We start from the raw sequence: 26243 nt of genomic DNA on the forward strand, positions 1-26243 counted from the left end.
GCTACCTCGCGGGACTCCACCTCCGGGCCTCCGTGATCTGGATCAAGGACCTCACGCGAGCGGCCCCTTGATCACAACCAAATACGCTCCCTAGCCCGCAAGGCACTGGGCGAACCGCTCAGCAGCGGGCCAGAGCAGCGAGGATTTAGCGGACCGTCCACCAAGCTGCGGACCAATCCCCCTCCAGCCGTCTGGTCCGGACCGCGGACCAGTCGACGCTCCCCGACACCCCCGGCCTGCGGACTGCGGACTGCGGACTGCGGACTGCGGACTGCGGACTGCGGACCAGCGTCGCGGACTGAGTCGAACGGAGGCATCTGCGGACCGGTCCCCGGGCTGCCGGGCGGCGGTCCGCGAACCAACGGACCAACTCCGCGACCACCCACGCAGCCCGACCCGGTCCGCAAGTCATTCTGGCCCGCAGGCCGGTCCGGTCTGCGGACCGAGAAGAAGAAGACACAGGTCAGCCCACTGGTCCGCCGACAGCGGACCGGTTCCCCTGCGGACCGCGGACCGACCTCTGCGGACGGCGGTCCGGACCGAAGGCTCGGTCCGTCGCGGTGATCGGCGGACCGTCTGCGATGCGCCGTCATTCCTGCCGCGGACCGCGGACCACGGACCACGCAGTCGATCTGCCGGACCGTGGACCCGACGCCGAGGTCCGGGTGTGCGGACCGCGGACTATCGCAGCGTCATCCAGCTACTGGCGCCAGTAGCCCACAGCACCTCGACGGCACCGAGTCCTGTCACACCCCACACACCAGGGAAAGAACGCTCATGCACGACCACTTCCAGGCAGCCATCCCCCACAACGAGGTACACAGGGCCACTTCAGCCGCAGGCGGAGCAAGCTGTAGCACTGGACCGTCCAAGGGCCGGTCCAGTGCGCTTTCCTCCGCCCCAGGGGTGGCGGAGGATGTCCCGCGCCAGGGGGCGCAGGACCAGCAGCTCGTGGCCGAGGGCGGCCACGAGCAGAGGGCGAAGCAGGGTCGGCGTCGCTCACGCCAGCCCAAGCAGCGCTCCGAGCGCCAGACCTTCCGCGCCAGCACAACCGAGGCCGCCGAGATCCAGAAGGCCGCCGACGCCAAGGGCATCTCCAAGGCCCGCTTCATCGCCCAGGCCGTCCACGCCGAACTCCACGGCCGCCCCCGCCTCGACCAGGACGAGGCCCTCGACCGCCTGGAAGCCGCCCGCATCCAGCTCGTCCGCGCCGGCACCAACCTCAACCAGATCGCCAAGGTCCTCAACTCCGGTGGCGACGCCCTCCACATCGCCCGCGCCGCCGACGCCGTAGCCGACGCCGCCACCACGGTCCGTGCCGCCGCCCGGAAGTTCGTGAGCTGACCCCCCTTGGTCCCCGACGTCTCCCGCGGCAGCCGCACCATCGGCCTGCTCCACTACCTCTACCGAACCAGCGACATCGAAGCCCACATCGACCCCCACCTCGTTGCCGCCTACGACCCTCACCTGCCCGACCCCGGCCGCGACCCCAACGCCACCTTCAGCGAACTGGCCGCCGACCTCGACCTGTGGGTCGACGCCCTCGGCGACGAGGCCCCCAAGAAGCACGTGTGGCACTGCCCCGTCCGCACCGCCCCCGGCGACCGGCCGCTGACCGACGAGGAATGGGCCACCGTCGCCCGCCGCGTCCTCAACGCGACCGGCATCGCCCCCGACGGCGACGACCAAGCCTGCCGCTGGATCGCCGTCCGTCACGCCCCCGACCACATCCACATCGTCGCCACCCTCGTCCGCGCTGACCGCACCCGACCACGCCACCACAAGGACGCCACCCGCGCGCAAGCCGAATGCCGCAAGATCGAGAAGGAGTTCGGGCTCCGCCGCCTCAAGGAAGGCGACGGCACCGCCGCCAAGCGGCCGACCAGCGCCGAGCGACGCAAGGCCGAACGCATCGGCCAGGAAGCCACCGCGCGTGAGCTGCTGCGCGAACACGTCCACCAGGCTCTGGCCGGCGCCATGGGCGAGGTCGAGTTCTTCGAACGACTCGCAGCCGAAGGCGTACGCGTCAAGAAACGCGTCGCGCCCTCCGACGACGTGCTCGGCTACTCGGTCGCCATGGTCGGCGACCGCAACAAAGCGGGCGAGCCCGTCTGGTTCTCCGGCTCCAAGCTCGCCCCGGACTTGTCTCTGCCCAGGATCCGCAAGCGATTCGCGGCCATCACAGACATGCCCGAGCCGCCCGCAGCGCTCGAACGCAGCGGCGCCTCGGCACCGGTCCGCGCCCGCCACTTCGCCGCCGAGGCCACCAACACGGCCCTGGCGTCGATGACGTCCGGCGACGACGGCACGGCAGCGGCCCAGCTGATCGGGGTGGGCGAGGTCATCGATGCCCTCGCCCAGACTTCCCTCGGGCCCACCCGAGCTGAACTGCGAGAAGCGGCACAACACTTCGAGCGCGCCACGCGCTCCCACGTCCGGGCGGAGAAGGAGGAGATCTACGCGCTGCGCCGCGTAGCCCACCAGATCGTCCACTCCGGCCCCGCCCTCGGCCGCGGGCAGGATGGTGCCGCCACCGCCCTGGTACTGGACGTCCTGGTCCTGGTGGTCATCGCCGCCGCACGGTGGCACGCCGCCCGCGGCCACGCCCAGCAGGCCGAGGCCGCACAGCGCACCGCCAACCACCTGCGAGCCGCCTACCAGGCAACCGCCGCCAGCCCGCTGGCCGCCATGCGTGCCTACGGCCAGCGCCTTCCCGCCCAAGCCCGGCGCCGCCACGCTGACACGCTCCACACCGCGCTCCCTCACCTCGCCGACCGCCTCCAGGCCGAACCAGGCTGGGACGCCCTGGCCGCAGTGCTCGACCAAACCGACCGCGCCGGCCACGACACCGTCGCCCTGCTGACCAAAGCCGCCGCGCAACGCGAGCTGAACAGCGCAGACTCACTCAGCGACGTCCTGGTGTGGCGGTTGCAGCACCTTGGCTACATCACCCCTCCCACGACCACACGCCAGCCCCAGCATCCGCGGGCTGCGCCCGCTCCGGTGCCCGCCGCATCCGTCGTCGCCCACCAGGAGGTGAACCGGCCCCGGCGGCGCTGATCACGCCTGCCCCGGCACTTTAGGTGTGAGCAACTCCAGCACTTCCCGCCGGCGAGACCGGTCCGCTCATGGGCCAACGCTGCGGGGTGGGCAGGAAGCCAAAGAAACCCTGAATCAACCACGCCTCGTGTGTCGAGTCCCCCGGCTGTAATCGGGAGGCCGCGTTCCTCGGCGTACCGGCGACTCCGGAGAGCCGCCAGTTGATGCTCGTAGTCCCCGGCTCGCGCCTGCGCACGCCCTGCGGTGCCGGGTCCAAGCCGGGTACTGCGAGCGCCCGACTTGCATCTGCATGCGTCCGGGAGTCGCCGTGCAAGCAAGGCACACACCCCAGCCAGCGCCCTTGAGGGGAGAGCGCAGGCCAGGGGCTTTCGAAGCTGAGCACCGGCTCGACGACCCCGAATACATCGAGCTGATCAGGCGCAGCTGGGAGGCACTGTCCTGGGATCCGGACGACCCGCGGCTCGACGAGCTGGCATCCGCTCTCGCCGACAACCTGCTGACCAACCGCACGCTGATGGAGGCGCAGGCGGCCGACTTCTTCTCCACACCCGGCGCCACCACCCGCTATCGGCTGAGCAACCACCACCGGGAAGACCAGGCCGCGCCGGCCCTGGCTCGGTTGACCGCGCTCATCGAGGCGAAACTGCGCGCTGCCGGCCTCGACGTCCCGTAGCAGTGAGGCTGTGACATGCGCGAACGGGTACGGGACTCAGGTTGAACGGGGTCGTTCCTGACAAGAGCGACAGCCAAGGAACCCGAATCCCGCGTGGATGAGTGGTGCGAAGAGTCACAGCCCTTGAAATCGAGCCGCAGTCGGATTCGGCGCAACCAACATGGCTGCAGCCGGCCGGGTGGGGAGACCGTCATTCGGCCGGATCGACCGAATGCTTGTCCTTTCTCCCACGGGTGTAGTTCGCTGAGGAAGCGGCATATGTAATGCCGCCAAGCGCGCTCAACAACGAAAACTTGCCGCCCAATTCACCGTGAACCAGCTCATAGAAGGCTCCGCAGACAAGCACGAGCATCAGCACGTTCGCGGTTGTCGCTCCTGCCCTCCAGTTGATCAGACGGCGACGTTCGTCCTCCTCGTGCCCGCTGAGCTGCGCGGCGATGTCGCTGCGCTCCGCGGAAAAGGTGACGGCCAGTCCGTACCCGATGATGATCACTGGCAACACGATGGCCAGGGCGACCTCACCCCGCACTGCCATGATGACCGCCATCGCTGCTCCCCCGACCAAGGTCACTGCGAGAACGGCCCACCGGTTCGCCGCGCGGCCGATGCTATGCGTCGTCAACATGGAAGATCTCCTCAACAGTGAGTCCGAAGTATCGGGCGATTCGTATAGCCAGCGGTAGCGACGGGTCGTAGCGGTCCTGCTCGATTGCGTTCACTGTCTGCCGGGAAACTCCCAGCGCCGCACCCAGTGCTTGCTGGGAGAGCCCTAGACCAGAGCGCAGGCGGCGAACCTCATTTCGCATGGATGGAAAGTAAGCTTTACATCCCCATCTGTCAAAGGTGACTGGCGTGTTGAGGGCACCGTCATGCACCTGACGTCTGACCGGCCACTTTCAGGGCAGCGACTCAGATCGACCGGGTGCATGCCCTTGACGGATGAGTGGCGCGTCAAGGCCGCTGGCTGTACGACCTTGTGTGGCCTGGCCACTTCAGGTGAAGCCACGATGACCGAGTCGGCAACTGAGCCGTGTTGCGCAGAGCCCCCAGCGGGACCGGAACGCTTGGACGATCGCCGCGCCCCAGCCCCGGGTCCCGGGCGACAGCAACGAGAGCGCAACTAATGAGCATCGCCAGTGACCTTTAGCAGGTCGAACCCGCGGAAGAACTGTGAGGCCGCAGCCCTCCGCCGATACCTCCTGGCCTCACATTGCTCGACGCGCAGCCCGGCGCGGGCCGAGGTCGCTGCGGCCGCCAGGCCGTTGGGCCCAGTGCCCACAACGGCTGCGTCGGTGCGGCTCATAGATGCCTCGTACCTTCTCTCTCAGAGCTCGATGGAGATGATGAGCAGAAGGAGCGCCAGAAGGACAACCTCGTATCGGGCTGCCGACAGAGCCGTTCTGACGTCTGACCGTTGATCGCGGTCCGTTGGGGGACATCGGCTGACGCCCAGCAAGAAGCCGATGGCCAAGAGCGCGCCGCCCAATGCCCACACTGCTGACGGAACAGAGAGCCAGTCACCGATGCGCCGCAATAGGAAAAGAAGAGTGACCCCGAAAGCGATACTGAAGCCGAAATGCACATGGTATATCTTCCTGGGGAATCTACGCCATGCTACGAAGAAAACAGGACCTGCTGCCCCTATGCTGCACAGCACCGTCAGCACTATTTGAGAGAGGCGATGTGCAGGATACTCCGTTTCGGGAGCAAGCCCCAGCAAACTTTTCCCGATGGCGTCGACAGGCCGATCCGTATTGGAGAGAATAACTACACCCTGGTGGCTGGACCGGTCGAACCCCATATAGGAAGCGAATCCCCCGGTTGAGCCGTTATGCCAAGTGATTTCTCGACCCTGTATGCGGGTGGTGTACCACCCCAGCCCGATCTTCCCAGCGTCAGCAGCATCGAACCGTGGCACAGCCGCTTCGGCACCTGGTGCCGTGTTGCGTAGCTCGGCCAGCACGAGGCGTGCAAGGTCGTCGCTTGTCGACCAGATGTCGCCGGCCGGCGTGTAGCCCGATGTCAGCCAGTGTTGCATATGAGCACCGTTGGCTTTATATCCCGTCGCGCTGTTACGTGGTACAGCCGCGTCAGAGTGGACCATTCGGGTACTTCTCATTTTCAATGGCGCAAGCACGTACTGCCGCAGGAGCACTTCATACTCCTGGCCCACGACACGAGCGGCTGTCTGGCCGGCAAGCGCCATACCAAGATTTGAGTAGCGAAACGTCCCCGTTCCGCTGGAACCGGCATTCTGCCCTGCCGTAAAGACGTCCGCTTCAGTCATCCCCCGATAGGGGTCCTTGCCCATGATTCGCAGCTCCACCCCGCGCATGAAAATATGGAGGTTTGCCGGCATCAGGTCGAGCCCGGCCCGATGGCTTGCCAGATCCCGGAGGGTGGCCGAACCCAATGCAGGGTCACCAAAACGCATATCGGGCAGGAGCTTCTGTAGGGGCACGTCAAGGCGCAGTTTCTTTCGGGCCGCGAGTTCCGCGAGGAGCATGCCCGTCATCGGCTTTCCGAGTGAACCGGCCTCAAAAACCGTGGACTTGTCGACACCTGGTCGCTTGGGGTTGCCTGAGTCTCCCAGTCCTGCGAAACGAACCCGGTCGCGGTTGATGGCGGCTACAGCGAGGCCACGATATCCGCGTCCGTCGCCCGCCGCCGCCCGTACCTGGGCGGCGAGCGCGGCGTCGCCTGTCGTCGCACTGCTGAGAGTTGCCGGACGGGGTGTGAAGAATATCCAGGAGGCCAGCACAACCATAAACGTGATGCCCAGCATGAGAAGGCCGAGGCGCTGGTAGCGCACCATATACGCCAACCTCACACCAACCGTCCTTGATTCTGATGCCATGCCTACCTCAGACGGCGTTAGTCGCTGGTTCGAGGCTTCCGCGCTTACCGACTACCTTTTGCACCTTTGCGGCAAGACGACGGTAGTGCCCATCTCCCATGATGAGCAATTCCAGTGCAATCATGGTCAAGGAGAATGTAATGAGGCCGCTCATGAAAATGGCTATCCCCAGGTGTAGGAGAATCCCACAGGTAACAGCGAAGGGCCGCAAGGAACGCTTCAGCAGGAGGAACGAGAACGCGAGCTGGAAAAAAACAGTCGCGTATGTCATTGCCACCACCAGGGTGGCGTGCTCGTAGATTAGGTGATTTACGCCCGGCCATCCAAACTCGCCCACGCGAAGGACGTAATAGAGGGCGGTCCCGTTCTGCCAGCGTTCGCCCTGAACCTTGTACATTCCCGAAACAAGGTAGATCGTGCAGACCTGAAGAATGACGGCCAGCAAGCCAGCGTGGTGCAGGAGCGATCCGACCCGGTACCTCATGGATCCAGCATCAGACTTCACTTGCTTCCGGCGGCGCAGCCGGGCATCGAGCGAGATGCGGGAACCAGAATCGATGAATACGAAGAAGACAAGGGCGATGACGGTTGCGTTGTCGCCACCGTCCAGAAGCAGAGGATTTCTTTGCTGAAGGGACCAAAGGAAGATGTAGTGCAGGACCGTCATCGCCCGGGTCTTCCAGCCCAGCATGAACAGCAGGGCAATTACTGCACCGGCATGGAACGCCAACTGGAACCATGTCTCGGATCTGCTGAGCGAGTACACGGAGAACCCGCCGTTGTGCGATCCGGTGAAGTTCTCCCAGGGCCACACACCTTCAGGCCCCCAGAGAAAGCTTCGGTGCAAATAGTCCCGCAGATAGTAGTAGAGCCCGACAGTCCCCAACACAATCCTCGTGAGGGCCGCTCCGACCAGCGCCTGCCGTCTGCCGCTGAATCTCTCAAGTAGGTCGTAAGCCATCGTCTTCATGCTGGACAATACGACATTGTCGCCGGCACCGGTGCGGATTTCCGTTTCCGTCATCGCTCAACCTTAACCGGCTTCATCCACGCCAGATCATAGTAAGAAACCTTGCCCTTAGCGTCTCGTGCGTAGCGTTGCGAGAACCTGGGGAATTCGTTGGTTACGATCCGGACCTGCACGTATTCGACATCCGGCCCCCAGAGCTTGCTTGCTTGAGTGCTGGCGAACGACTGGGCGAACCGGATGGCCTCGTCTCGGGAATCTTTTTCACCCTCACTGAGGGGAGGATCCTCCTTTTCCTTCTTGCCCGTTTTCACCCCTTTACCCGGCCTATCGGATACCTGATTCTTATTTCTCAACTTTTCGAGTTCAGGATCGCGCCAGGATTCGAGTAGCTGCGGCAGGCCGGTAGCAACACGGATCTCCCTGGAGGGCCAAAACCGCTCGCCATAAAGTTGCTGCAGGACCGGTGACGTCACGTCGGTCCACTGTGTCGTGGCTGTCGATCCGTCCGGCTGACGCTTTTTAGCCCGCACGAGCACGCCCCTGTCCTTAGCTATGGGGTCAGGCGCAAACAGATGCCAATCCTGGACGAAGTATGGAAATATGTACGAAGTGATTTCTTCGCCGTATTTCTCCTTGACTGGGTTGAACGGCATTTCGTAAAGGGCCGTCATGCCGAAATGAAAGGACAATGCAAGAGGGACGGCAGCGCCAACTGCCAAGAGAGCACGCCTCCTGGTTCTGTTCCATTGCGCGAGCGGCGCACTTTCAGGACTCGAATCTTCCACCGTTCCAGATGCCTTCCGGGCGAGGCTGTGCGGCGGGCCCGACGTACGCGCCCGCCGCACAGGAATGATCAAGCGGTCTTTCTATCGTCAGTCGAATGCGCGAGACATTTCGGAAGCGCTGACTTCCGAACGGACAGGAATCCCGCCCCTCATGAAGTAGCCCTTCGGCTTCGCCGGGTGATTCATTGCATACTTCGCGGCTTCATAGGCCGCGTTTCCGACGACCCCCTGGGCAATGCCCTTGGCGAAGCCGGCCCAGCCGCAACGCGGCTCCATGCGACCGTCACCGCCGACAACTTTCTCCGGCTTGGTGGCCGCCTCCTGGAAAGCGACTGCAGCGGTTTCGCCCCTGCTGGAGGATTCCGCAGATGCACTGGTCGCCGTAACGGCCACGACGCAAACAGCCACTGCCGCTCCCGCGACAACAAGCTTGACTCTGTTCATTTTTCCCCTCTTTGAATGATGCCCTTATGGCCAGGGGTTACGAATTCACCCCTGTGACCGTAAGTGGCGCTCATGACTTTATAAGAGGAAACGATCTTGGCAAGTGTTCGAAATCACAAACCAATCGCAATTCACGGCAAAAACTCGTTAAAGTGGCATTGCTCATTCACGAATTAATTGTTGAGCATTAATCCATGGGCGAGTCAGCGCTGAATCTCCGGATAAGTGGCGACAGAATCAGGGATGATTTCGCGCGCTCAACGAAAGGTTCATCGGTGATGCGCTGTAGCACCTGCTCGAAGTGCCTGGTGCCTGACACGACGACGTGCACCAGGGCGTCGGCATATCCGGTGATAGTGGACGCAGATACCACTTCGGGGTGGTTCGACAATCCGCAGCGGATCATCTCGGGTGTCGTGTTGCGGTGGCAGTAGAGCTCGATGATCCCCTCGGTCTGCCGACTCGCCAAGGTTGGATCGGTCCGGATGGTGAAGCCCAGGATCGCGCCTTCCGCGCACAGCTTGTCCACACGGCGTTTGATGGCTGGGGCGGAGCGGCCGACCTCGACGCCGATGTCCGCGTAGGAGCGGCGAGCATCTCCGGACAACGCCCGCACTATGCATTCGTCAATGTCGTTCGGCTTGCGCATGATTGGCGGCTTGTTACCCCGCTGCAGCCAGCCTGGAGCGACGCCTGCCGTACGCGAAATAGAAGGCGAGCCCTGCTGCCATCCATATCCCGAAGACCTTCCAGGTCACGGCGTCAAGGTCGAACATCCTCCAGACGCACAGGATGAAGCCAACGGCCGGGACGAAGGGGGACAGGGGGGCGCGAAAGGCGCGCGGCATATCAGGGCGAGTCCGCCGCAGGACGATCACAGCGACGTTGACGAGGGCGAAGGCAAACAGGGTGCCGATGCTCGTAGCCTCGGCGAGCTGCCCCAGAGGGACTGCAGCGGCGAGGAGGCCGCAGAAGAGCGACACGATCACCGTATTCGCGCGCAGGGCACCCGTGCGTGGGTGAACCCGGGCGAACGCCTTGGGGACCAAGCCGTCCCTCGACATCGCGAAGAGAATGCGGGTCTGTCCATACAACACTGTCAGGACCACGCTTGCGATGGCTACGACAGCTCCGGCTGCCAGCAGCACGGCCCAGAAACTCTGGCCGGTGACGCTCTTCATGATCCCGGCAAGCGCGGCTTCAGAACCCTTGAAGCCTTGCCAGGGCATCGCGCCCACAGCGGCCGCGGCCACGAGGCAGTACAGCAACGTGACGATCGCCAGGGAGAGCATGATGGCGCGCGGAAGGTCCCGTTGCGCGTTGCGTGCTTCCTCACCCGCCGTGGACGCGGCGTCGAAGCCGACGTACGAGAAGAAGAGTGTCGTGCTGGCAGCGCTGACGCCGGCCATGCCAAGCGGCATGAACGGCGCATAGTTCCCGGCCCGGACGCCCATGAATGCCACCGCGCAGAAGAGCACCAGCGTCGCGATCTTCACGACCACCATGACGGTGTTCGCGCGGGCGCTTTCCTTCGCTCCCCCTAGCAGGAAGACCATGGCGAGCAGCACAACCAGCAAGGCAGGGAGGTTGAAGTAGCCGCCGTCACCTGGCGATGAGGCCAGGGCCGCAGGAATCGTGACCCCAAGGGTTCCGTCCAGCAGCTCGTTCAGATACTGACCCCAGCCCACAGCTACGGCCGCGACCGACACCCCATATTCGAGGATCAGGCACCATCCGCAGACCCAGGCGACAAGTTCGCCGAGAGTGACGTACGCGTACGAGTAGGAGGAACCGGACACCGGCACGGCGCCGGCCAGCTCCGCATAGGAGAGCGCGGAAAACAGGGCCGTAAGCCCCGCGATGACGAAGGAAATGACGACCGCGGGGCCTGCCTTGGGTACGGCTTGCCCGAGCACGACGAATATTCCGGTGCCCAGCGTCGCGCCGACGCTGAGCATCGTCAGTTGCCACACGCCCAACGAGCTGTGCAGCGAACCCCCTTGACCCTGGCCGCCCTCCGAGATGAGTTGTTCGACTGGCTTGCGCCGAAAGAGCGCAGAGCTTCTTGACGTAGTGGCCAGAGTGGTCAGCTCTGAACCTGGTTCTGACACGGAAGTGCCCCCGTTAACACCGTGACCAGCAAGATCAACGGCGCTCAGCCTAAGAGCAACCCGAGGGCGGCGTAATGGGTCTTCGTTGCAAACATGTGGCTGATCGTTGCGTATCGCGAGAGATGTCGCAGAATTGATGCAAATTTCAACATGATTCGATGCGGGTATTTGAAGCTAAGTCAGGGCTTGTGTTGGTATGTCGGAATCCGTGATTCCTGCCCCGCCTACGACAAAAATGGCGACGAAGGGCGAGGGGGCCTGCGGTGGCATCCGACATCGCCGGCACCAGATCGGTGGGGGGCGGGTGGGGCGCGAGCGCGGAAACGGCTTTGCTCGGCGGCTGTTGGAAGCGCGGTGCCGCGACGGCTGGGGCGGGCTGGCTTCCAAGATCCACTTCGCCGTCGAACAGGGTCAGAAGCCCTTGTCGGTGGTCATCACTGCCGGGCAGGGGACGACTCACCGCAGCTCCGAACCGGTCCTGGAGGCTCTCCGGGTGCCCCGCCTCGGCCCCGGCCCGCCGCGCACGCGGCCGGACTGTGCGCCACGAGCCCCACGCTGTCGCGTGCGGGATGAACCGCCTGAGACGCAACAGAGCGGTGGCCATGCGGTGCGACAGGCTCGTCGTCAGCGACGAGGTGACCGTACTGAGCGCTGCCCTCAACGAGTGGCTGTCACCAGCACTTTTCCGACGGCCCTAGCCGGCGAGTGTGGTGTCTAGATATTCCTGCACCGGCCCGAACAAGCCGTACGGGACGTACTCGGGGATCTCGCCGTGGGGCACCCAGGCAAGCTCGGCCAGTTCCTCAGTGTCCGCGACGTGCGCGGTGCCGCTGACCACTTCGCAGGCGGTGTAGGACATCAGCCTGCGTGTTGCCGGGTGGACGCGCTCGCCCAGCAGCTTGACGGCGGAGACGTTCAGTCCGGTCTCCTCCTTGGTCTCCCGCACGGCTGCGTCCTCGCGGGTTTCGCCGGGCTCGACTTCGCCGGCCGGGAACTGCCAGGAGAGCTTCCCCTCACTGATCCGGCGCCGGAACATCAGAACCCGCCCTTCGTGAACGATGATGGCCGCTGCAATGCCGGGACGCTCATCGGCTGTCTGCTGCGTCACGTCTGCTCCTCCAGGACGGCAAGCACGGGTGGGAAAATCGTATCGACGGGGATGAAACGGGTCACCGCGTTTCTGGGAACCCACATCACGTCGATGTTCTCGACCGCATCGGAGTTGGTGGCCTGGCCCGCGAGGTACTCGCACAGGACGCCGGTCACCGGGTGGAGCCGGTTTCCGGCTACCGGATCGCGCAGTGCACGCCGGTCTCGTCCAGCGTCTGTCGCAAGTCGCCGTCTCGGCCTTGGCGCCTGGTTTGATCACGCCTGCCGGGAACTGCCAGCTGAGGCCCGTTGCGTCATCGTCTCGTCGGCAGACCAGCAGCACCTCGCTGTCACGTACGACCACGGCGATCGCGACGCGCAGGGCTTGCGCACCTGCTGGGCCCCGTTCACCTTGGTGAGGCGCAGGGCGGACTGCAACAGGCAGGCGTGGCGGCCGTTCCAGAGTTCGATCACATCCCGTCTACCCCCTCCTTCGCCGCCGTCCTCAGTGCAGGAACGTGCGCACTGAAGGTGCACCCCGGTTGCACTGGCGGTTCATGGCCGTCCCGTGGGTGACTCGGAAGAATGATGGTTGCCAGGGCGGAGTGAGCCGCGACCGCAACAAAGCTGGGAAGCCCGTCTGGTTCTCCGGCTCCAAACTTGCCCCGGACCTGTCCCTGCCCAGGATCCGCAAGCGGTTCGCGGCCATCACAGAGATGCCCGAGCCGCCCGCAGTGCTCGAACGCAGTGGCGTCTCGGCACCGGTCCGCGCCCGTCACTTCGCCGTCGGGGCCACCGAGTCGGCCCTGGCATCGATGACGTCCCCGACGACGGTACGGCAGCGGCCCAGCTGATCGGGGTGGGCGGGGGCATCGATGCCCCCGCCCAGACCTCCCTCGGGCCCATGCAAGTGGAACTAGGAACTACAACAAGCTGCATGGCACTTCGAGCGCGCCACCCGCACCCACATTCGTGCCAAGGACGCCGAGATGTATGCCCTGCGCGTGCGGCCAACCAAATCGTGCACTCCAGGCCCGCCTCGGCCGTGGACCAGACGACGCCACCACCGCCCTGGTCCTTGAGGTCGTGATCCTGGCCGTGGTCGCCACCGCCCGCTGGCACGCCGCTCGGAACCATGCCCAGCAGGCCGAGGCCGCTCAGCGCGCCGTGGACCAGGCAACAGCCGCAGCGCCACTGGCCGCCATGCACACTTACGGCCAGCGCCTCTCCGCCCCGGCCCGACGGCGGCAGGCGAGAGCTGTCCGTAACGCCCTTTCCCACCTGGCCGACCGTCTCAGCCGCCGTAACCCACGAGGAGGTGCACCGGCCCTGGAGACGGTAATCAGGCCCGCGCCGACACCTTCGGGGTGAGCAGTTCAAGCGCCTCCTCCCAGCGGAAATGCTCCGCCCCGCCTCCGGCCTTCGGCCGGTGCGGCTCGTACGAGCCGAACAGGACGCCCATCCCTCGCAGCCGATCCAGGCTCTGGTCGTACGCGGGGTGGGCGGCCTGGGCCGTGTTCAGGTACGGCAGGGCAGCCGTGGGAATGCCGAGGCCGTACGCCTCGCACAAGATCCCCACGGCGAGGGTGTCGGAGATCCCGGCTGCCCACTTGTTGATGGTGTTGAAGGTGGCGGGCGCCACCGCGATCGCGTCCGGTGGAGGCAGCGGGCGTGGGTCGCCGGGCGAGCGCCAGGCCGAGCGGATCGGGTAGCCGGTCTGGGCTTCGATGGCCTTCGCGTCTATGAAGCCGAGGCCCTGCGGGGTGGCGATGACACCAACGTCCCAGTCCTGTTCCTGCGCTGAGGTGATCAGCTTGTGCACATCGCCCGCGATGCCGGACGCGCACACGACGACATACAGGAAGGGCTTCTTGGTCTGGTGGGACGCTTCGGTCACGCGGTGGCTCCCAGTTGGCGGCTGAAGTGGTGGAGTTCGGGGAGGGCTCGGCGGTGGTCACGGGCGGCCATGTCGGCAACCAGGTTCCGTACCGCGGGGCGGCGGACGTCCTGGGCGGCACACGTCTCGGCGATGCGCAGGGCCTGGTAGCCGTCGGCGAGTCTGCCCTGCTGACTGTAGGCACGGGCGGCTTCCACCCATAGGGCGGCTCGGCGCTCGGGTACGGGGATGTGGCGGCGCATGAGGGGACGGGCGGCTTCCAGCGCGGCGCCGGCGTCGCCGAAGACGACCGATGCGCTGACCGCGTGCAGGGCGACGTTGGTGGGGCTGAAGTTCGCCCATGCGTCGGGGCGGTCGAGGGCCACGTAGCGGGCGACATCCTTGGCCTCGGTGAGGAACTCCTCGGTGGCGGCGCGGTCTCCTCCGCTGCTGGCTGCGGTGACGCCGCGCAGGAGCAGCAGGCCGACGGCTGCCAGGTATCGGGGCGAGCGCTGGTCGTAGGAGCCGGCGAGCTGCCCGGCGGTGTGGCGGACCAGGGCGACGGCCTGGGTGGTGTGCTTCTCCCGGGCGAGGACGTGTGCGTGGACGCGGACGCTGGAGGCGAGCACCACAGGGTCGCCTGAACGCTCGGCCTCCGCCATGGCGCGGCCGACCGCGAGCCAGGCGCTTCCGTGGTCGCTCTGCTTGAGCAGCAGGCTGCCGGCAGTCTGGTAGGCGGTGGCGAGCAGCCCGGACAGCATGGCCGTGTTCCCGGAGCCGCTGCCGGCCTGCCGGAGATCGGCGATCAGGTTGGGCAGGGCGCGGGCCAGCTCCGCGTAGTTGCAGGTGCAGAACAGGCTGCGTGCCTGGGCAACCCGGCCACGTAGGTCTGCCGGGTCCAGGTGCCCTGCAGATACAGCGGATACAGGCGAGTTGGCGCCGGGCATGAGGGCCTGGACCAGGTCGTCATGAGCGGCGGCAGGTGCGGCCGGGGCTGCGAGTGCGGCAACGCTAGCGGCCAGGAACGTACGGCGGTGCATGTCCTCTGTCTCGTGCTCGGCGGTACGGGTGTCCTGGGCGGAGAGGCCGAGAACGGGCGGGGGGATCTTCAGCTCCTCGGCGACGGCACGCAGGACGCGGATGTCCTCGGTGCCCCGGCCGCCCTCCAAGCGGCTCACCTTCGACTGGTGGTAGCCGAGCACTGCTGCGACATCCGCCTGCGAGCGCTTTGCGAGCACCCTCGCTCGGCGGATGGCCTCGCCGATCCGTCTCGCCTCACCGTTTGCGTCGGCCATCTGTGCCACGGCCCCTTCCGCCGTCGCCGATACTGCCTTTTCAAACGAGCGTAAGGGAGAGCCAAATGGCGCCCATGCAGCTTCTGCATAAGCGATGCGCGGAGAGCACTCGCCCTCGCCGCCCCCTGCCCTGACCCCGTTACTTGGAGTGGCCGCACCTATCCAGGAGGTCACTCATGGAAGCGCAGCAGTTCACTCTCTCCGTACCCGGAACGCCGGCCGCAGCCGCTGTGGCCCGGAGAAAGCTCGTCAGCGAATTGGAGGGTTGGGGCGTCGGCCTGGCTGCCGATGTCCTCGACACGGCGCAGCTGTTGGTCAGCGAGCTGATCACGAATGCGGTGCAGCACGTCGGTGTCGGCCCGGTCTCCGTGACTGCTCGGCTCGCGAGCTCGGCGCTGCGGATCGAGGTTGATGACACCAGTGCCGTGCTGCCTCAGCCGGTCGTGCTTGACGAGGAGGCAGAAGGCGGCCGGGGTTTGGTCCTGGTCGCTGCGCTGGCCGACCGGCACGGGGCCGAGCCCACACCAGCTGGAAAGCGCTGCTGGGCCGAGATCTCCCTTCGCCAGGCGCGCAGCCCCTGTCCGGCTACACCGCCACCGCTTCCTGCAGCGCCCTGTCTCCATCCGAGGAGCTACCAGTGACAACCACCCGCACCCCGCCCGCTGCCGCCGAAGTGATCGCCGTCCAACCCGGCCATCCACTCATGGGCACGGTGGCCGTCGACGGATCGAAGAACGCCGCACTGCCCCTACTCGCCGCCGCGGCCGCCGTGAGCCGGCCCGTCAATGTGGTCAACGTACCGGCCAACACGGACGTGCAGACCATGCTCGCACTGCTCAAAACTGCTGGTTGGCAGGTTACGCAGCTGGTCGACACATCACACCAGGTGGTGATCCGGCCGAGCGATGAAGCCCTCACCGACCCCGACCTCGCCACTGCCGCCCGCATCCGTGCGTCGTACTACCTCGTGCCAGCACTGCTTGCCCGGTATGGGCGGGCATGGCTTCCCTGGCCGGGCGGCTGCCGGATCGGCGACCGGGGCATGGACCAGCACTTCGAGGTCTACAAGGCATTCGGCGACCGGGTAGTGGTCGACGACCGCGGCTATCGCGTCGACTCGATGGTCAGGCCACTGGGCAGCACCGTCTCGGTGACGCTTCCCTACCGCTCCCGCGGCGCGAGCATCGCCGCCGTCTTGCGCGCCGTGACCACACACCAGCCACTGCGCCTGGGCTGGCCGAATCTGTCGCCGGAAGCCCTCAGCGTCCTGACAGCGATCCGCTCGGCGGGCTGGCAGTGCCGGATCAGCGAGCGGGTACTGAGCGTCACGCCGCCCGTTTCCCCATCGGACGAGCCACTGGCGTGGTCGGTGCCCGGCGACAAGATCGAGGCCGGCACTCTGGGCTGCGCGGTGGCCGTCAGCGGTGGCACCGCCCGCATCGAAGGCGTTCGGGGCAGGGACGTCGCACCCCTGGCCGCAGCGCTGAGCTGGCTTGGCATCCCCTCCTCAGTGCAGGCGGACGCCCTGATCGTGGACGGCCAGAACGCACGCCCGTCCCACCGCCCGCTGCGCGCCGTCGCCTCGCTCTCCCCCGGGCGCTTGGACGCGGACTTCGAACCGCCGCTGATGGCGCTGGCCCTCACCAGGCCGGGCACGCACTCCTTCGCCGACTCGATCAATCCCGGGCGGCACGGCAACCTGCTGCCTCAACTGGCCCGGTTGGGTGCCGACATCGTGGAAATCTCCGGCACACGGTGCCGCCTGACCGGACCACAACGGCTGACCGGCGCGGGCGTCGAAGCTACTGACATCCGTACCGGCTCCGCCCTCATGGTCGCCGGACTCACGGCCCGCGGAGTCACCACGCTCGGCGGGGTGGACCAACTGCGTCGGGGCCACGCCGACCTGCCGGGCAAGCTGCTGAGCCTCGGCGCCGACATCACCGAGGTCACTCCATGACCAGCCGGCCACGCGCACTGCGGCGAATCGTGGCCACCACAGACGTCCACTCCTCGTTCGACCACGCCTTGCCGATGCTCACTCACCTGCACGCCGTCCGGCCGGACACACTCGTCGTGGATTGCGGTGACTTCTTCGAGGGCAGCGGCTACTACAGGCTGGGCCGCGGCGGTATAGAACGAGCAGCCCTCGTTGGCCTGTATGACGTGATCGCTCCGGGAAACCACGGCTGGAACCACCACTTCGAACCAGCCATCCACCGGATGACCGTGTGCGCGAACGCCTATGACACGGCAACCGGCCGACCGCTCTTTCGTCGTCTGCACACCGTCCGAATCGGCGGCCGCCGAGTCGCCATCACAGCCGTGATCGGCCGCCAGGCGTTCCACTCCATCCCCGCCAGCCAGCGCGCCAGCCAGCATGTCGTCGATCCGGAGCGGGCTCTCCGCGACGTGATGCTGGCGCACCACCACGAAGCCGACTCCTGGGTCGTGTTGAGCCACTCCGGTTTCGACCATGACCTCCAGCTGGCCGCCGCCTGCCCGTTTGTCGACGTGATCTTCGCCGGGCACTGCCACAGTGACCAATTCGGCCCGACCCTCATTGGCGACGCACTCGTGCTCAAGGGCCCCGAACTCGCGGCCGGCTACGCGCTCACCGAGCTCACCGCCTCGGGGTGGACTGCCCTCACCGGCCGCTTCCCGAACGTCAGCGCATCCTCACTGCCACCCCTACTCGGATGCCTCCACGAACAGATCGAGGACCTCAAAGACCGCATGGACGTCCCAATGGGCGCCGTCGCCGAGCCCTACCGAGGGCACGTGCTCGACCGCCGCCTGGCCCTGGGAGACCTCGCCGCTCGGCTCCACAGCGGTCTCGGCGCCGAGGCAGTCATCCTCAACGAGACCGCCCTGCGCCCCACACGGCTCGGCACCGTCCTCACTTTCGGCGACCTGCTGGCCATCGAACCGTTCGACAACCAGCTCGTCCACGCCAAGATCCCCACCGCTCTTCGGGACAACCCCACAGCCCTGCTGCACCACCTCATCGAAGGCGCTGGCCCACTGATCACCGCGCCCAATCCGCTCCCGGCCCATCTACCGACCGTGCTGACGACCGACTACCTCGCGGAGAACCTCTTGGACGGTCGCACGCACCAGGCCGGGATCGCCCTCCGCCAGGCCATCCACAGCACCCTGACCCAAGGGACCCGCCAATGATCCTCACCGGCCCGGAAATCACCGCAGCCACGGCAGATGGCCGCCTTCGCATCACGCCCTTCGACAGAGCACAGGTCAACCCCAACAGTTACAACGTCCGCCTCGGCCCGACCCTCCTCACGTACACCGCCCCCGTGCTCGACGCCCACCGCCCCAACCCGACCCATCGGATCGAGATCGACACCGACGGATACGTCCTCAAGCCCGGCCAGCTCTACCTCGGCCACACCGTCGAGGAGGTCGGCTCAGACACCTTCGTCCCCCTTCTCTTCGGTCGGTCCTCCGTCGGCCGGCTCGGCCTCTTTGTTGAGATCACCGCCCCGATCGGGGACATCGGCTTCCACGGGCAGTGGACCCTGATGTTGTCGCCCATCCGCCCCTTACGCGTCTACGCCGGCATGAAGATCGGCCAGATCATGTTCTTCGTCGCCGTCGGCCCCATCACCCCGTACGCCGGGAAGTACCAGGCATCGACCGGCCCACAGCCCTCCGCCTACTGGCGGGACCTGCCGGCACTGGAGGCGGTGGCACCGTGATCCTCACTGGCCCCGCCATCGCCGCCGCCCGCGCAGCGGGCGACATCGCCATCGACCCGTATGACGCCAGCAGGCTGTCACCCAACGCCTACGACTGGCGGCTCGGCGACGACCTACGTATCTGCGACGGCGACCTAGACGCCGCCACCCCGACCACCTGCACGGAAACCACCATCCCCCGCACCGGGTTCGTCCTGGAACCGGGCCCGCTGTACCTCGGCGTCACCTACGAAAAAACCGGCTCGGAGGTGTACGCCCAACTCCTCAACGGCGACCGCAACATCGGCGCCCTCGGCATCTGGGTCCACGTATCGGCACCGCTCGGCCACCAAGGCCACGCCATCCGCTGGACCCTGGAGATCCGCGCCAGCACACCGGTCCGTGTCCATCCCCGTATGACGTTCGGCAAGCTCGTCTTCCTGCAACCCCTGGGCGCCACGGCCAGCTACCAGCAGCACGGCCTCAAGTACACGAACAGCCAGGGCATCGAAGTCTCGCGCCTGTACGAGGAGATCCCAGGGAGCGGCCGACCATGAGCCACGAAGTCGCCACCGCCCTCGACCTCCCTTTTCCCAGCCCCGGCGGGAGCGTCGAACTCTTCCTCGACCTCTACACCGGCCCCCAACGTCACATTCCCGCCGCCGCGTTCATGCTTGCCCCCGACGGGCAGCGCCCGCGCACGCCTCCAGGGCTGGACCTCCTGCCCGTCACCGGCAAGTGCCTGGAGGGCCCAGCCTTCCACCGGTACATCGCCAATCTGCGCCACGCCCTGACCACCGCCATCCACCGGTCGCAGATCGATGTCCTTCACCTGCACCACCTTGCCTTCGGCGCAACGCCCGCCCTCATCCAGGCTCTGCCCTCGCCTCCCCGCATCGCCCTCGTCCACGGGACGGATCTCCTCTTCGCCGAGACCCACCGAGACCAGCTGACGCTCCTCCGGCAGTCCGCCGGTGCGGCCGACGTGATCGTCGTTCCCACCGGAGCCATGGCCGACCGGCTGCTCCAACTCGCCCCCAAGACCAACCCACGAAAGATCGAGAAGATCCCCTGGGGCATCCCCGACCACCTCCTGACCACCCCGCCACCCCGACCAGCTCACCGGCACACCAGCCGCTTGCGTTTGCTGTACGCCGGCCGCCTCACCGCGGAGAAGGGCATCGAGGCCCTCCTCCGCGCCATCCCGCTCACCGAGGCCGTCGAACTCAGCATCGCCGCCCCACCCGCCCAGTTCCACGGCATCACCCCGCTACTGCACCGCCTGGGAGTACGCGTCCAGTACCTCGGCTGGCTCCGACGTCCACAGCTGTGGAAAGCCTTCGCCGACCACGACGTACTCGTCATGCCCTCCACGACATTGGAGGCCATGGGCCTTGTCGCCCTGGAAGCCCAAGCCTGCAGCCTGCCCGTTCTCTACCAACCGGTGCCTGGCCTGAACGAGACCCTCGCCGCAACCGGACTGGCCACCGACTTCACCAACCCGGCCGTCCTCACACGAGACCTCACCCGCCTCCGCACCACGCCGGGCTTTCTCTCCACGCTGCAGGAAGCGGGCCGAGCCAACGCCAGCCGCTATCCCCTCAGCACCACCGCAGCCGCCCTGACTCACCTCGGCAAACAGCTCGTCTGACCCACACCGTGGCGCAGCCGGCCCCGCCCGGCCCGCGTCATTACCCTGGCCGACGGGGCACCCACGGCACACGATCGGGAGACCATGACGCTCGACATCGACAGCATCGACAAGCTCCTGCACAACGGCGTCCGCGACAACGTCTACCCCGGTGCCGTCTGGGCCGTCGGCGACGCCACCGGCACAACGGCCAACGGCGCCATCGGCCTCCTCGATCCCACCCAGCCCGACCAGCCGATGCGACTCGACACAATCTTCGACGTCGCCAGCCTCACCAAGATCCTCGCCGTCTGGTCGTCAATCGGTGCCCTCGTCGAGGACGGCAAGCTCCAGCTCGACCAGCCACTGGGCGAATACTGGACGGAAGTCGAAGGGCACCCCCTCGGCCAAGCCACCGCCCACCACCTGCTCACCCACACCGCCGGCCTCCCTCTACGCGCCAACCTCAAAAACCTCTACGGCACCGACGCCCAGGACATCCGCGACGGCGTCCTGCACGAAGCCCTGCACCGCCCACCCGGCGAAGCTGTCGAATACACCGACCGAGCCGCCCTCATCCTCGGCTACCTCGCCGAACACCTCTCCGGCCTGCCCCTCGACGACCTCGCACACCACCGCATCTGGCAGCCACTCGGCATGACCGAGACCCGCTTCGGCCCTCTCCCACCCGCCGACGCCGCCCGCTGCGCACCCACCGAGCTCGACGAGACATCCAGCGCCCACCTCAAAGGCACCGCTCACGACTTCTCCGCACGCCTCCTCGGCGGCGTCTGCGGAATCGCCGGCACCTTCTCCGTCCTCAACGACCTTGCCACCTTCCTGCGCTACCTCCTCGCCCGGGACCAGGAGACGACACCGGGCTTCGGCACCGACTGGATCAAGGAGTCCCTGCAGATCCAGACCGGACACCTCAGCCCACAGCGCGGACTGTTCTGGCACCCAGCAGCCGAAACGAATCCCGCCACAGACGACATCTGGGTCCACTACGGGTTCACCGGCACCGGCATGTGGCTCTCACCGTCGAAGAACCGCTGGGCCATCCTGCTCACCAACAAGCTCTACTTCACACGGGACCGTGAGCCTCTCGCCATCGTCCGCAACAGCTTCCGCTTCCTGGCATTCTCCTGAGGCGCCGCGCGGCGGCGCCTCAGGCAAGGACTTCGACGAGGCCGAACTGAACAACGTCAGGGTGCTCGCCACGCCCTCTCTCTCAAAGGAATACCACCGGCGTAATCAGCGTCTTCGCAGTCTCTGGGGCGGACAGGGTGGTCGGGTCCCCATCACCGCAGAACGCTGACAGACGCACTGAGGGTCTGGCTCGTGTCGGTGGAACCAGGCCCTCACGTTGCTCACCCACCCGAGGCGCGAGCGCTGGCGCACCACATCAGCGCAGCTAGCGTCCCATCCTTGGCGGCCGCCGACTGTGCCTCTTGGTGGGGTTCTCTCCGCGCCGACCTTGACTACGTGAGCTTCGTTTCCACGGCCCGCCTGGTGTACGACAGGAGTGGGTGGACCACACCGTCCCACGCTTCCTTGAGATGCCCAGCCCCGTTCCCAGACCCGTGTGCCCCGTTACGCAGACGTGCGCACTTGCGTGCGCCCCGTAGTCGCTACATAGCTTTCTAATTGACGTGTACAAGGCGTATGAACACTGGGGCGTGCATGTTGAAGCCGAACCCGAGGGCCACGAGCGACGTGTTGCAGGATCTCGCGAAGCTGTCGAACGTCGCCATTCAGTCGAATGTGGCGCTGGTAGGCAGCGTTGAGACGGCTGCGGCAAGGGACGACAAGAGGCGTGCGAAGAAGGGCACTTCGCTCCGGCGGAAGGTCGGCCTTGAGGCCTTGCCGAGGGCGGAACTCGGTCAGTCAGTAGAACTGGCGCCGTGGCATGTACTGCACGACCTCGCCCAGGCTCTGTCCCTCTCTCGACAAGGCGCTGGGCGCGGTCTCGCCGAGCACTGGGGAAGCCTTAAGTACAGCCAGGCACTCGATGCTGTGGCGAACAGCTACATACAGTTGTCCGCCGAAGCCAAGGGGATAGCCCGGGACTACAAACGGCTGCAGTCGCGAGAGTTGGGACAGGGCTTCGCCCTTGCCCTGGCCCGACACGCCCTCGGGCACCGCTATCCAGACCGTTTCGTTTCTTTCGTCAGCGCTGAGGTAGTCATACGCGCTGGGTGGTCCAAGGGCTCGGCCGGTTACCGGTACCGGCCCGACTTCTTCGCCGAAGTCTGGAAGCCGGGTGAGCCGTCACGTGTCTTCCCAATTGCGGCTACAGGGAACCATGGCGGCCCTAAGCCTTCTTACACCCAACTCGCGGCAGGATCAGTTCATGTTGAGGCCATGCATATCGGGGCATGGAACGAAACGCCGTGTCTTGTCTTCAGCACAGAGTTGTCTTCGCAAGGACCGGTCACAGTCCATGTCCTGCATGCGGGTGGAGGGGGCGGCTGGCTATACGGCTCGCCTGAGCGTCCACTGCGGAGTCTGGACAGTCCCGCCGAAAAGGGGAACATCGTGCCGGGCATTCAACTGCCCGGCCACGGTGATGACAGCTCCCAGTCCGAACCCGGCTTCCATGTCCAATCCCAGGACTCGGCGTGGTTCCAGCACGTCGTGGCTCGGACAGTGACTGCCGGATCAGCTGCCTTCGCAGGCGATGGCGCCACAACCGCTCGCTACCTCACCACCGACCAGGGGAGTCGGCGCTACGACACCGGTGTCGCGCACGCTGCGTCAGGAAGTGTTCAGGACTCGGCCTATAGGCTGCTGGGCATCCCCTTCGTCGGAACGGATCACGTCTTCCGGCTGAACAACAGGCGCGTAGAGGCGTTCTCCGGAGTCGCAGCCGATCTCTTCGCCCTCCTATCAGCTGGGAAGGCCGAGGAGTACCGCAGCGAAATCTACGCAAGGCGTGACACCTGGCCAGAGCAGACCTGGGACCCAAACTGGGGAGGACCTGTCTCGATCCGCGAGGATGGAACTGTCCTGGCCATGCGCCTACTGCAATTGAGAGGCAGCAGCGTTGAAGTCGCATCAACCTAACCTGCCTGCAAGCTCACTGTTCTGTCCTCAGCATGGGCGGAGGAGCCGTCGTCGGAGACTCGGCGTTTTCTCCGCCCGCGCTGGATCAAGCGCACCCGCAGCTCAGACGCCCGTTACTGTTCCCCCGCCCGGACGGCGACGAGCGACAGAGGCCGGCGTGGGGCGTTGCGGCGAGGCTACGGGGTTGCGACCACGACCTCGTTCTGAGGGCGCACGCGGAGAAGACGGAACGGTGGGGCCTGTAGCCGTAGCCGTAGCCGTAGCCGCGAGATCGTTCAGCGTGGCGTTCACCACTGGCCAGCACATGTCGAGCGTGTCGCGGTTCGGGCTGTGTCCGGTCCGTTTCTCCGCCAGGGGATGGACGAGATTCCTGTAGTGCCGGACAAGCTCCGAGGCCAGCTTGGCATCGTGCTCGATCCATTTGTTCTCGTACGCGAAGTCCACGAAGTCATTCAGCCCCATCTTCCGCAACGGCTTCGGCATGCGTACGCCTGCGGGGCGGATCTCCGCGGCATGCGCGAGCACCCCCTCCAGGAGGCTGCCCAGCATGATGACCGCCGACGTGTAGGCCCCGTGCTCGTAGCAGGTGCGTGCCTCGTCCAGCCGGAGTTGCACGGTGGCGGCGAGTTCCGGGTCACGCACCACCTCTGTCACGGAGACCTTCAGTTCGACACGCGGCAGTTGCCGTACTTCGTCCTCGAAACCGGCTTGGCAGCGGACGAGGACCGGCTGGCCTCCGTCGTCGCCGATCCGGCGTCCGTCGAGCACAAGTACCTCGTTGAGCCGCTTCAGCGTGGCGTGGTACTCCTGCTGCTGGTTGTAGTACTCAAGGCGGTTCGCCAGGCGCAGGATTGCCCGCTCGGCGTCGTCCGTGCCGTCCTCCTGTCGCTCCTTGAGGAGTTCCCGGGCCCACTTGTGCCTCGGTGTGCCGTCGTACTCCGGAACGTCGTCCCAGCCCGCCCGTTGGAAGAAGGCGGCTATCTCGTACCCCTTGCGGTAGAGCAGCGGCGGCTCATCTCCACAGATCAGGTGGGCGATCTCCGTCAGCGTGCTGTCGTCGAAGACTTCGCTCATGTCAGACTCCTTCAGGAGAGACGGACGCATCCTCATCGAGCATGGCGTCGAGTTCGTCGGTGGTGAGGTCGGTGTCATCGGTGCCATCGATGTCGACCGGGGCCCATGTGCTCCCCGCATCGCCCTGGACCTCCTCGGCGACTCCGGGCCTGATGCCCAGAGCCTCAAGGCGCTTCCACAACGGAGCCAGCGAATTCTCCGGAGACAGGGCGAACTCGCTGCTGCGTACGCGCCAGAACTGCCAGCCTGCCCGACGCAGTTCCCGCTCTCGCTCGTAGTCGTCACGGACCTGGTCAGGGGTGGAGTGATACGGGCTGCCGTCGCACTCCACAGCGAGGCGTCCCGTCTCTCCCACGACGACGAGGTCGATGCGTTTTCCACTGACTTTCCACTGGGGGACGACGTGGTAGCCGCGCTCCTTGATCCTGCGGAAGACCTGCTGCTCGAACAGAGAGTCGAATGGCTCGCACCGCTCGTCGGGTGAAACAGCGGAAAGGCCAGGAGAGGTGCCCTGGAGTTCCGGCGGCGCCTGCATATAGGTGAGCAGGGAATGGCGCAGGTCCGTGCTGCGCAACTGGTCCGGTGTGACGGAAGTGAACAACCACATTTGGTCGCGGGCCCTGCTGGCGGCCACGTTGAACCGCCTTCCGTCGCCCTGGCCGGTCAGGGCCCGGGTGTTGTCGGCGTCGATGACCAGCGAAAGCAGGATGACGTCTCGTTCGTCTCCCTGGAACTGTTCGGCCGTGCCGACACGTATGTTGTGCCGGTCCCGGATCGGGGAGTCGATCCGCGTGTCGATGAGATTCTCCAACAACCTTGTCTGGTGTCCGGACCGGAGCACGATGACTCCGAAACTCCGTTTGGCGTACGCCTCGTCCTCCGCGAGTTCCTGCAACTTGGCGACGATACGTTCGGCCTCGGGCCTGTTGACCAGGGTCTCTCGCCGCCCCTCGCAGTGACCTTCATGGACATGGACGACTTCGAGGGGACGCAGCCGGTCCGCTCCGTACTGCCGCAGCGGCACGAGTTCGTTGTCGGGATAGAACTGGGCGGAGGACCACTTGATGATCTCCGGCATGCACCGGAAGTGCTCGGTGAGCCGGATCGTCTCGCTGAAGCGCGCGGACAGCAGGTCGTAGAGGTTGGACTTGGGGCTTAGCCCATCCCGCTGCCAGTCGGTGAGATGAGGCAGGAGTGAGTCGAGGAGTTCGTTGAACCGCTCGTGTTTGCCGCCTGTGTAGAACGGGACACACTGCTTGTCGTCACCCACGACGATGATTCTCGGAGCGAGCCACAGCAGCATCAGCCCGTCCAGACCGACCTGGCTCGCCTCGTCCACGATGACGACGTCGAAGGCGTCCGGCTCGGGATCGATCATTTCGGCCACCTGTTTGATCGGCATCACCCACGCCGGGACCGCAGCACGCGCGTCACGCATCGCGGAACGGGCGGCCTTCAGGTGCCGCTTGCCGAGTGCGGTCATTCCCCTGCCTGCATTCGCTGTGGCTGACGCGTAGGCACTCAGCTTGGCGTTTAACGTGGGCGGGCTTGGTGTTCCTTGATCGACTCGGCGCGTTTGACCGTCTTGCCGACGTTGTGGTGCCTGGCCTGGTGCTTG

25 protein-coding genes and 1 pseudogene are annotated in these 26243 nt (G+C 65.9%); 12 read left to right on the forward strand and 14 right to left on the reverse strand.

What is annotated here, in order from left to right; all coding sequences use genetic code 11:
• Window positions 1-906 precede the first annotated feature (906 nt).
• From mobC to AB0G35_RS34810, 3 genes are all read left to right on the forward strand, one after another.
• On the forward strand, window positions 907-1344 hold the full coding sequence (mobC, locus tag AB0G35_RS34800; protein ID WP_201808481.1) for a plasmid mobilization relaxosome protein MobC: 438 nt from the start codon (window positions 907-909) through the stop codon (window positions 1342-1344).
• Between the two features lie 6 nt (window positions 1345-1350).
• A complete protein-coding gene (locus tag AB0G35_RS34805) occupies window positions 1351-3060 on the forward strand; it encodes a mobilization protein (RefSeq protein WP_360958021.1) in 1710 nt (569 codons plus the stop codon).
• Window positions 3061-3400: 340 nt separating this feature from the next.
• Window positions 3401-3733 (forward strand): hypothetical protein, encoded by a 333-nt coding sequence (locus tag AB0G35_RS34810; protein WP_201808478.1) that lies wholly within the window; start codon window positions 3401-3403, stop codon window positions 3731-3733.
• Window positions 3734-3923: 190 nt separating this feature from the next.
• Here AB0G35_RS34810 and AB0G35_RS34815 read toward each other — a convergent pair whose 3' ends face one another.
• From AB0G35_RS34815 to AB0G35_RS34860, 10 genes and pseudogenes are all read right to left on the reverse strand, one after another.
• Window positions 3924-4358 (reverse strand): hypothetical protein, encoded by a 435-nt coding sequence (locus AB0G35_RS34815; RefSeq protein WP_201808476.1) that lies wholly within the window; start codon window positions 4356-4358, stop codon window positions 3924-3926.
• Window positions 4342-4539, reverse strand: coding sequence for a helix-turn-helix transcriptional regulator (locus AB0G35_RS34820; protein WP_201808474.1), 198 nt, complete (start codon window positions 4537-4539; stop codon window positions 4342-4344). Before AB0G35_RS34820 ends, AB0G35_RS34815 begins: the two co-directional genes overlap by 17 nt.
• A 518-nt stretch (window positions 4540-5057) precedes the next feature.
• Entirely contained in the window at window positions 5058-6548 is a 1491-nt protein-coding gene (locus AB0G35_RS34825) for a serine hydrolase domain-containing protein (RefSeq protein ID WP_201808472.1), read from the reverse strand.
• A 49-nt stretch (window positions 6549-6597) separates the two neighbouring features.
• The gene (locus AB0G35_RS34830) at window positions 6598-7614 is read right to left on the reverse strand and encodes an HTTM domain-containing protein (protein WP_360958026.1); all 1017 of its coding nucleotides are present in this window, start codon (window positions 7612-7614) and stop codon (window positions 6598-6600) included.
• The gene (locus AB0G35_RS34835) at window positions 7611-8417 is read right to left on the reverse strand and encodes a DUF5819 family protein (protein ID WP_201808467.1); all 807 of its coding nucleotides are present in this window, start codon (window positions 8415-8417) and stop codon (window positions 7611-7613) included. The genes AB0G35_RS34830 and AB0G35_RS34835 overlap by 4 nt, the downstream gene beginning before the upstream one ends.
• A gap of 15 nt (window positions 8418-8432) precedes the next feature.
• Window positions 8433-8789 carry a hypothetical protein gene (locus tag AB0G35_RS34840; RefSeq protein WP_360958029.1) on the reverse strand — a complete coding sequence of 119 codons (357 nt, stop codon included), beginning with the start codon at window positions 8787-8789 and terminating at the stop codon, window positions 8433-8435.
• A gap of 187 nt (window positions 8790-8976) precedes the next feature.
• Entirely contained in the window at window positions 8977-9438 is a 462-nt protein-coding gene (locus tag AB0G35_RS34845) for an Lrp/AsnC ligand binding domain-containing protein (protein WP_360958032.1), read from the reverse strand.
• 13 nt (window positions 9439-9451) lie between these two features.
• The gene (locus AB0G35_RS34850; protein WP_360958069.1) at window positions 9452-10879 is read right to left on the reverse strand and encodes an amino acid permease; all 1428 of its coding nucleotides are present in this window, start codon (window positions 10877-10879) and stop codon (window positions 9452-9454) included.
• Window positions 10880-11594: 715 nt separating this feature from the next.
• Window positions 11595-12008 (reverse strand): NUDIX hydrolase, encoded by a 414-nt coding sequence (locus AB0G35_RS34855; RefSeq protein ID WP_360958035.1) that lies wholly within the window; start codon window positions 12006-12008, stop codon window positions 11595-11597.
• Window positions 12005-12526: pseudogene (locus tag AB0G35_RS34860) on the reverse strand (NUDIX domain-containing protein). The gene AB0G35_RS34855 and the pseudogene AB0G35_RS34860 overlap by 4 nt, the downstream one beginning before the upstream one ends.
• 68 nt (window positions 12527-12594) lie before the next feature.
• Between AB0G35_RS34860 and AB0G35_RS34865 the strand changes: the two are divergent.
• Complete coding sequence (locus tag AB0G35_RS34865; RefSeq protein WP_360958038.1) at window positions 12595-12843, forward strand: hypothetical protein; 249 nt, start codon at window positions 12595-12597, stop codon at window positions 12841-12843.
• A 488-nt stretch (window positions 12844-13331) separates the two neighbouring features.
• Here the strand turns inward: AB0G35_RS34865 and AB0G35_RS34870 are convergent, their stop codons facing one another.
• Complete coding sequence (locus AB0G35_RS34870; protein ID WP_360958041.1) at window positions 13332-13886, reverse strand: flavoprotein; 555 nt, start codon at window positions 13884-13886, stop codon at window positions 13332-13334.
• Window positions 13883-15160, reverse strand: a complete 1278-nt coding sequence (locus AB0G35_RS34875; protein ID WP_360958043.1) for a helix-turn-helix transcriptional regulator — start codon at window positions 15158-15160, stop codon at window positions 13883-13885. Before AB0G35_RS34875 ends, AB0G35_RS34870 begins: the two co-directional genes overlap by 4 nt.
• A gap of 176 nt (window positions 15161-15336) precedes the next feature.
• Here AB0G35_RS34875 and AB0G35_RS34880 point away from each other — a divergent pair, with 176 nt between their 5' ends.
• The 8 genes from AB0G35_RS34880 to AB0G35_RS34915 all read left to right on the forward strand — a co-directional run bounded on the left by AB0G35_RS34880 (window position 15337) and on the right by AB0G35_RS34915 (window position 23551).
• Window positions 15337-15801, forward strand: a complete 465-nt coding sequence (locus tag AB0G35_RS34880; protein ID WP_201808453.1) for an ATP-binding protein — start codon at window positions 15337-15339, stop codon at window positions 15799-15801.
• Window positions 15798-17120, forward strand: a complete 1323-nt coding sequence (locus AB0G35_RS34885) for a UDP-N-acetylglucosamine 1-carboxyvinyltransferase (RefSeq protein ID WP_360958046.1) — start codon at window positions 15798-15800, stop codon at window positions 17118-17120. Before AB0G35_RS34880 ends, AB0G35_RS34885 begins: the two co-directional genes overlap by 4 nt.
• Window positions 17117-18340: a metallophosphoesterase gene (locus AB0G35_RS34890; RefSeq protein ID WP_360958048.1), complete on the forward strand. Its 1224-nt coding sequence runs from the start codon at window positions 17117-17119 to the stop codon at window positions 18338-18340. Before AB0G35_RS34885 ends, AB0G35_RS34890 begins: the two co-directional genes overlap by 4 nt.
• Entirely contained in the window at window positions 18337-18876 is a 540-nt protein-coding gene (dcd, locus tag AB0G35_RS34895) for a dCTP deaminase (RefSeq protein ID WP_360958051.1), read from the forward strand. Before AB0G35_RS34890 ends, dcd begins: the two co-directional genes overlap by 4 nt.
• On the forward strand, window positions 18873-19412 hold the full coding sequence (locus AB0G35_RS34900) for a deoxycytidine triphosphate deaminase (protein ID WP_360958053.1): 540 nt from the start codon (window positions 18873-18875) through the stop codon (window positions 19410-19412). Before dcd ends, AB0G35_RS34900 begins: the two co-directional genes overlap by 4 nt.
• The gene (locus AB0G35_RS34905) at window positions 19409-20506 is read left to right on the forward strand and encodes a glycosyltransferase family 4 protein (RefSeq protein WP_360958055.1); all 1098 of its coding nucleotides are present in this window, start codon (window positions 19409-19411) and stop codon (window positions 20504-20506) included. Before AB0G35_RS34900 ends, AB0G35_RS34905 begins: the two co-directional genes overlap by 4 nt.
• An 84-nt stretch (window positions 20507-20590) precedes the next feature.
• Window positions 20591-21634, forward strand: a complete 1044-nt coding sequence (locus AB0G35_RS34910; RefSeq protein ID WP_360958058.1) for a serine hydrolase domain-containing protein — start codon at window positions 20591-20593, stop codon at window positions 21632-21634.
• Between the two features lie 534 nt (window positions 21635-22168).
• Window positions 22169-23551 carry a hypothetical protein gene (locus AB0G35_RS34915; protein ID WP_360958061.1) on the forward strand — a complete coding sequence of 461 codons (1383 nt, stop codon included), beginning with the start codon at window positions 22169-22171 and terminating at the stop codon, window positions 23549-23551.
• A 102-nt stretch (window positions 23552-23653) separates the two neighbouring features.
• Here AB0G35_RS34915 and AB0G35_RS34920 read toward each other — a convergent pair whose 3' ends face one another.
• Both AB0G35_RS34920 and AB0G35_RS34925 read right to left on the reverse strand, forming a co-directional pair.
• Window positions 23654-24625, reverse strand: coding sequence for a hypothetical protein (locus AB0G35_RS34920; RefSeq protein WP_360958063.1), 972 nt, complete (start codon window positions 24623-24625; stop codon window positions 23654-23656).
• A gap of 1 nt (window position 24626) precedes the next feature.
• Window positions 24627-26108, reverse strand: coding sequence for an AAA domain-containing protein (locus tag AB0G35_RS34925; protein ID WP_360958066.1), 1482 nt, complete (start codon window positions 26106-26108; stop codon window positions 24627-24629).
• Window positions 26109-26243: the final 135 nt, after the last annotated feature.

It is taken from the genome of Streptomyces sp. NPDC021749, assembly GCF_040640655.1.
GTDB lineage: Bacteria > Actinomycetota > Actinomycetes > Streptomycetales > Streptomycetaceae > Streptomyces.

Coding starts and splice junctions, on each gene's coding strand:
- AB0G35_RS34825 (WP_201808472.1), bottom strand. CDS start 6,548: ATGGTGCGCTACCAGCGCCTCGGCCTTCTCATGCTGGGCATCACGTTT.
- AB0G35_RS34910 (WP_360958058.1), top strand. CDS start 20,591: ATGACGCTCGACATCGACAGCATCGACAAGCTCCTGCACAACGGCGTC.
- AB0G35_RS34915 (WP_360958061.1), top strand. CDS start 22,169: ATGTTGAAGCCGAACCCGAGGGCCACGAGCGACGTGTTGCAGGATCTC.
- AB0G35_RS34875 (WP_360958043.1), bottom strand. CDS start 15,160: ATGGCCGACGCAAACGGTGAGGCGAGACGGATCGGCGAGGCCATCCGC.
- AB0G35_RS34920 (WP_360958063.1), bottom strand. CDS start 24,625: ATGAGCGAAGTCTTCGACGACAGCACGCTGACGGAGATCGCCCACCTG.
- AB0G35_RS34845 (WP_360958032.1), bottom strand. CDS start 9,438: ATGCGCAAGCCGAACGACATTGACGAATGCATAGTGCGGGCGTTGTCC.
- AB0G35_RS34880 (WP_201808453.1), top strand. CDS start 15,337: ATGGAAGCGCAGCAGTTCACTCTCTCCGTACCCGGAACGCCGGCCGCA.
- AB0G35_RS34905 (WP_360958055.1), top strand. CDS start 19,409: ATGAGCCACGAAGTCGCCACCGCCCTCGACCTCCCTTTTCCCAGCCCC.
- dcd (WP_360958051.1), top strand. CDS start 18,337: ATGATCCTCACCGGCCCGGAAATCACCGCAGCCACGGCAGATGGCCGC.
- AB0G35_RS34820 (WP_201808474.1), bottom strand. CDS start 4,539: ATGCGAAATGAGGTTCGCCGCCTGCGCTCTGGTCTAGGGCTCTCCCAG.
- AB0G35_RS34890 (WP_360958048.1), top strand. CDS start 17,117: ATGACCAGCCGGCCACGCGCACTGCGGCGAATCGTGGCCACCACAGAC.
- AB0G35_RS34830 (WP_360958026.1), bottom strand. CDS start 7,614: ATGACGGAAACGGAAATCCGCACCGGTGCCGGCGACAATGTCGTATTG.
- AB0G35_RS34925 (WP_360958066.1), bottom strand. CDS start 26,108: ATGACCGCACTCGGCAAGCGGCACCTGAAGGCCGCCCGTTCCGCGATG.
- AB0G35_RS34840 (WP_360958029.1), bottom strand. CDS start 8,789: ATGAACAGAGTCAAGCTTGTTGTCGCGGGAGCGGCAGTGGCTGTTTGC.
- AB0G35_RS34815 (WP_201808476.1), bottom strand. CDS start 4,358: ATGTTGACGACGCATAGCATCGGCCGCGCGGCGAACCGGTGGGCCGTT.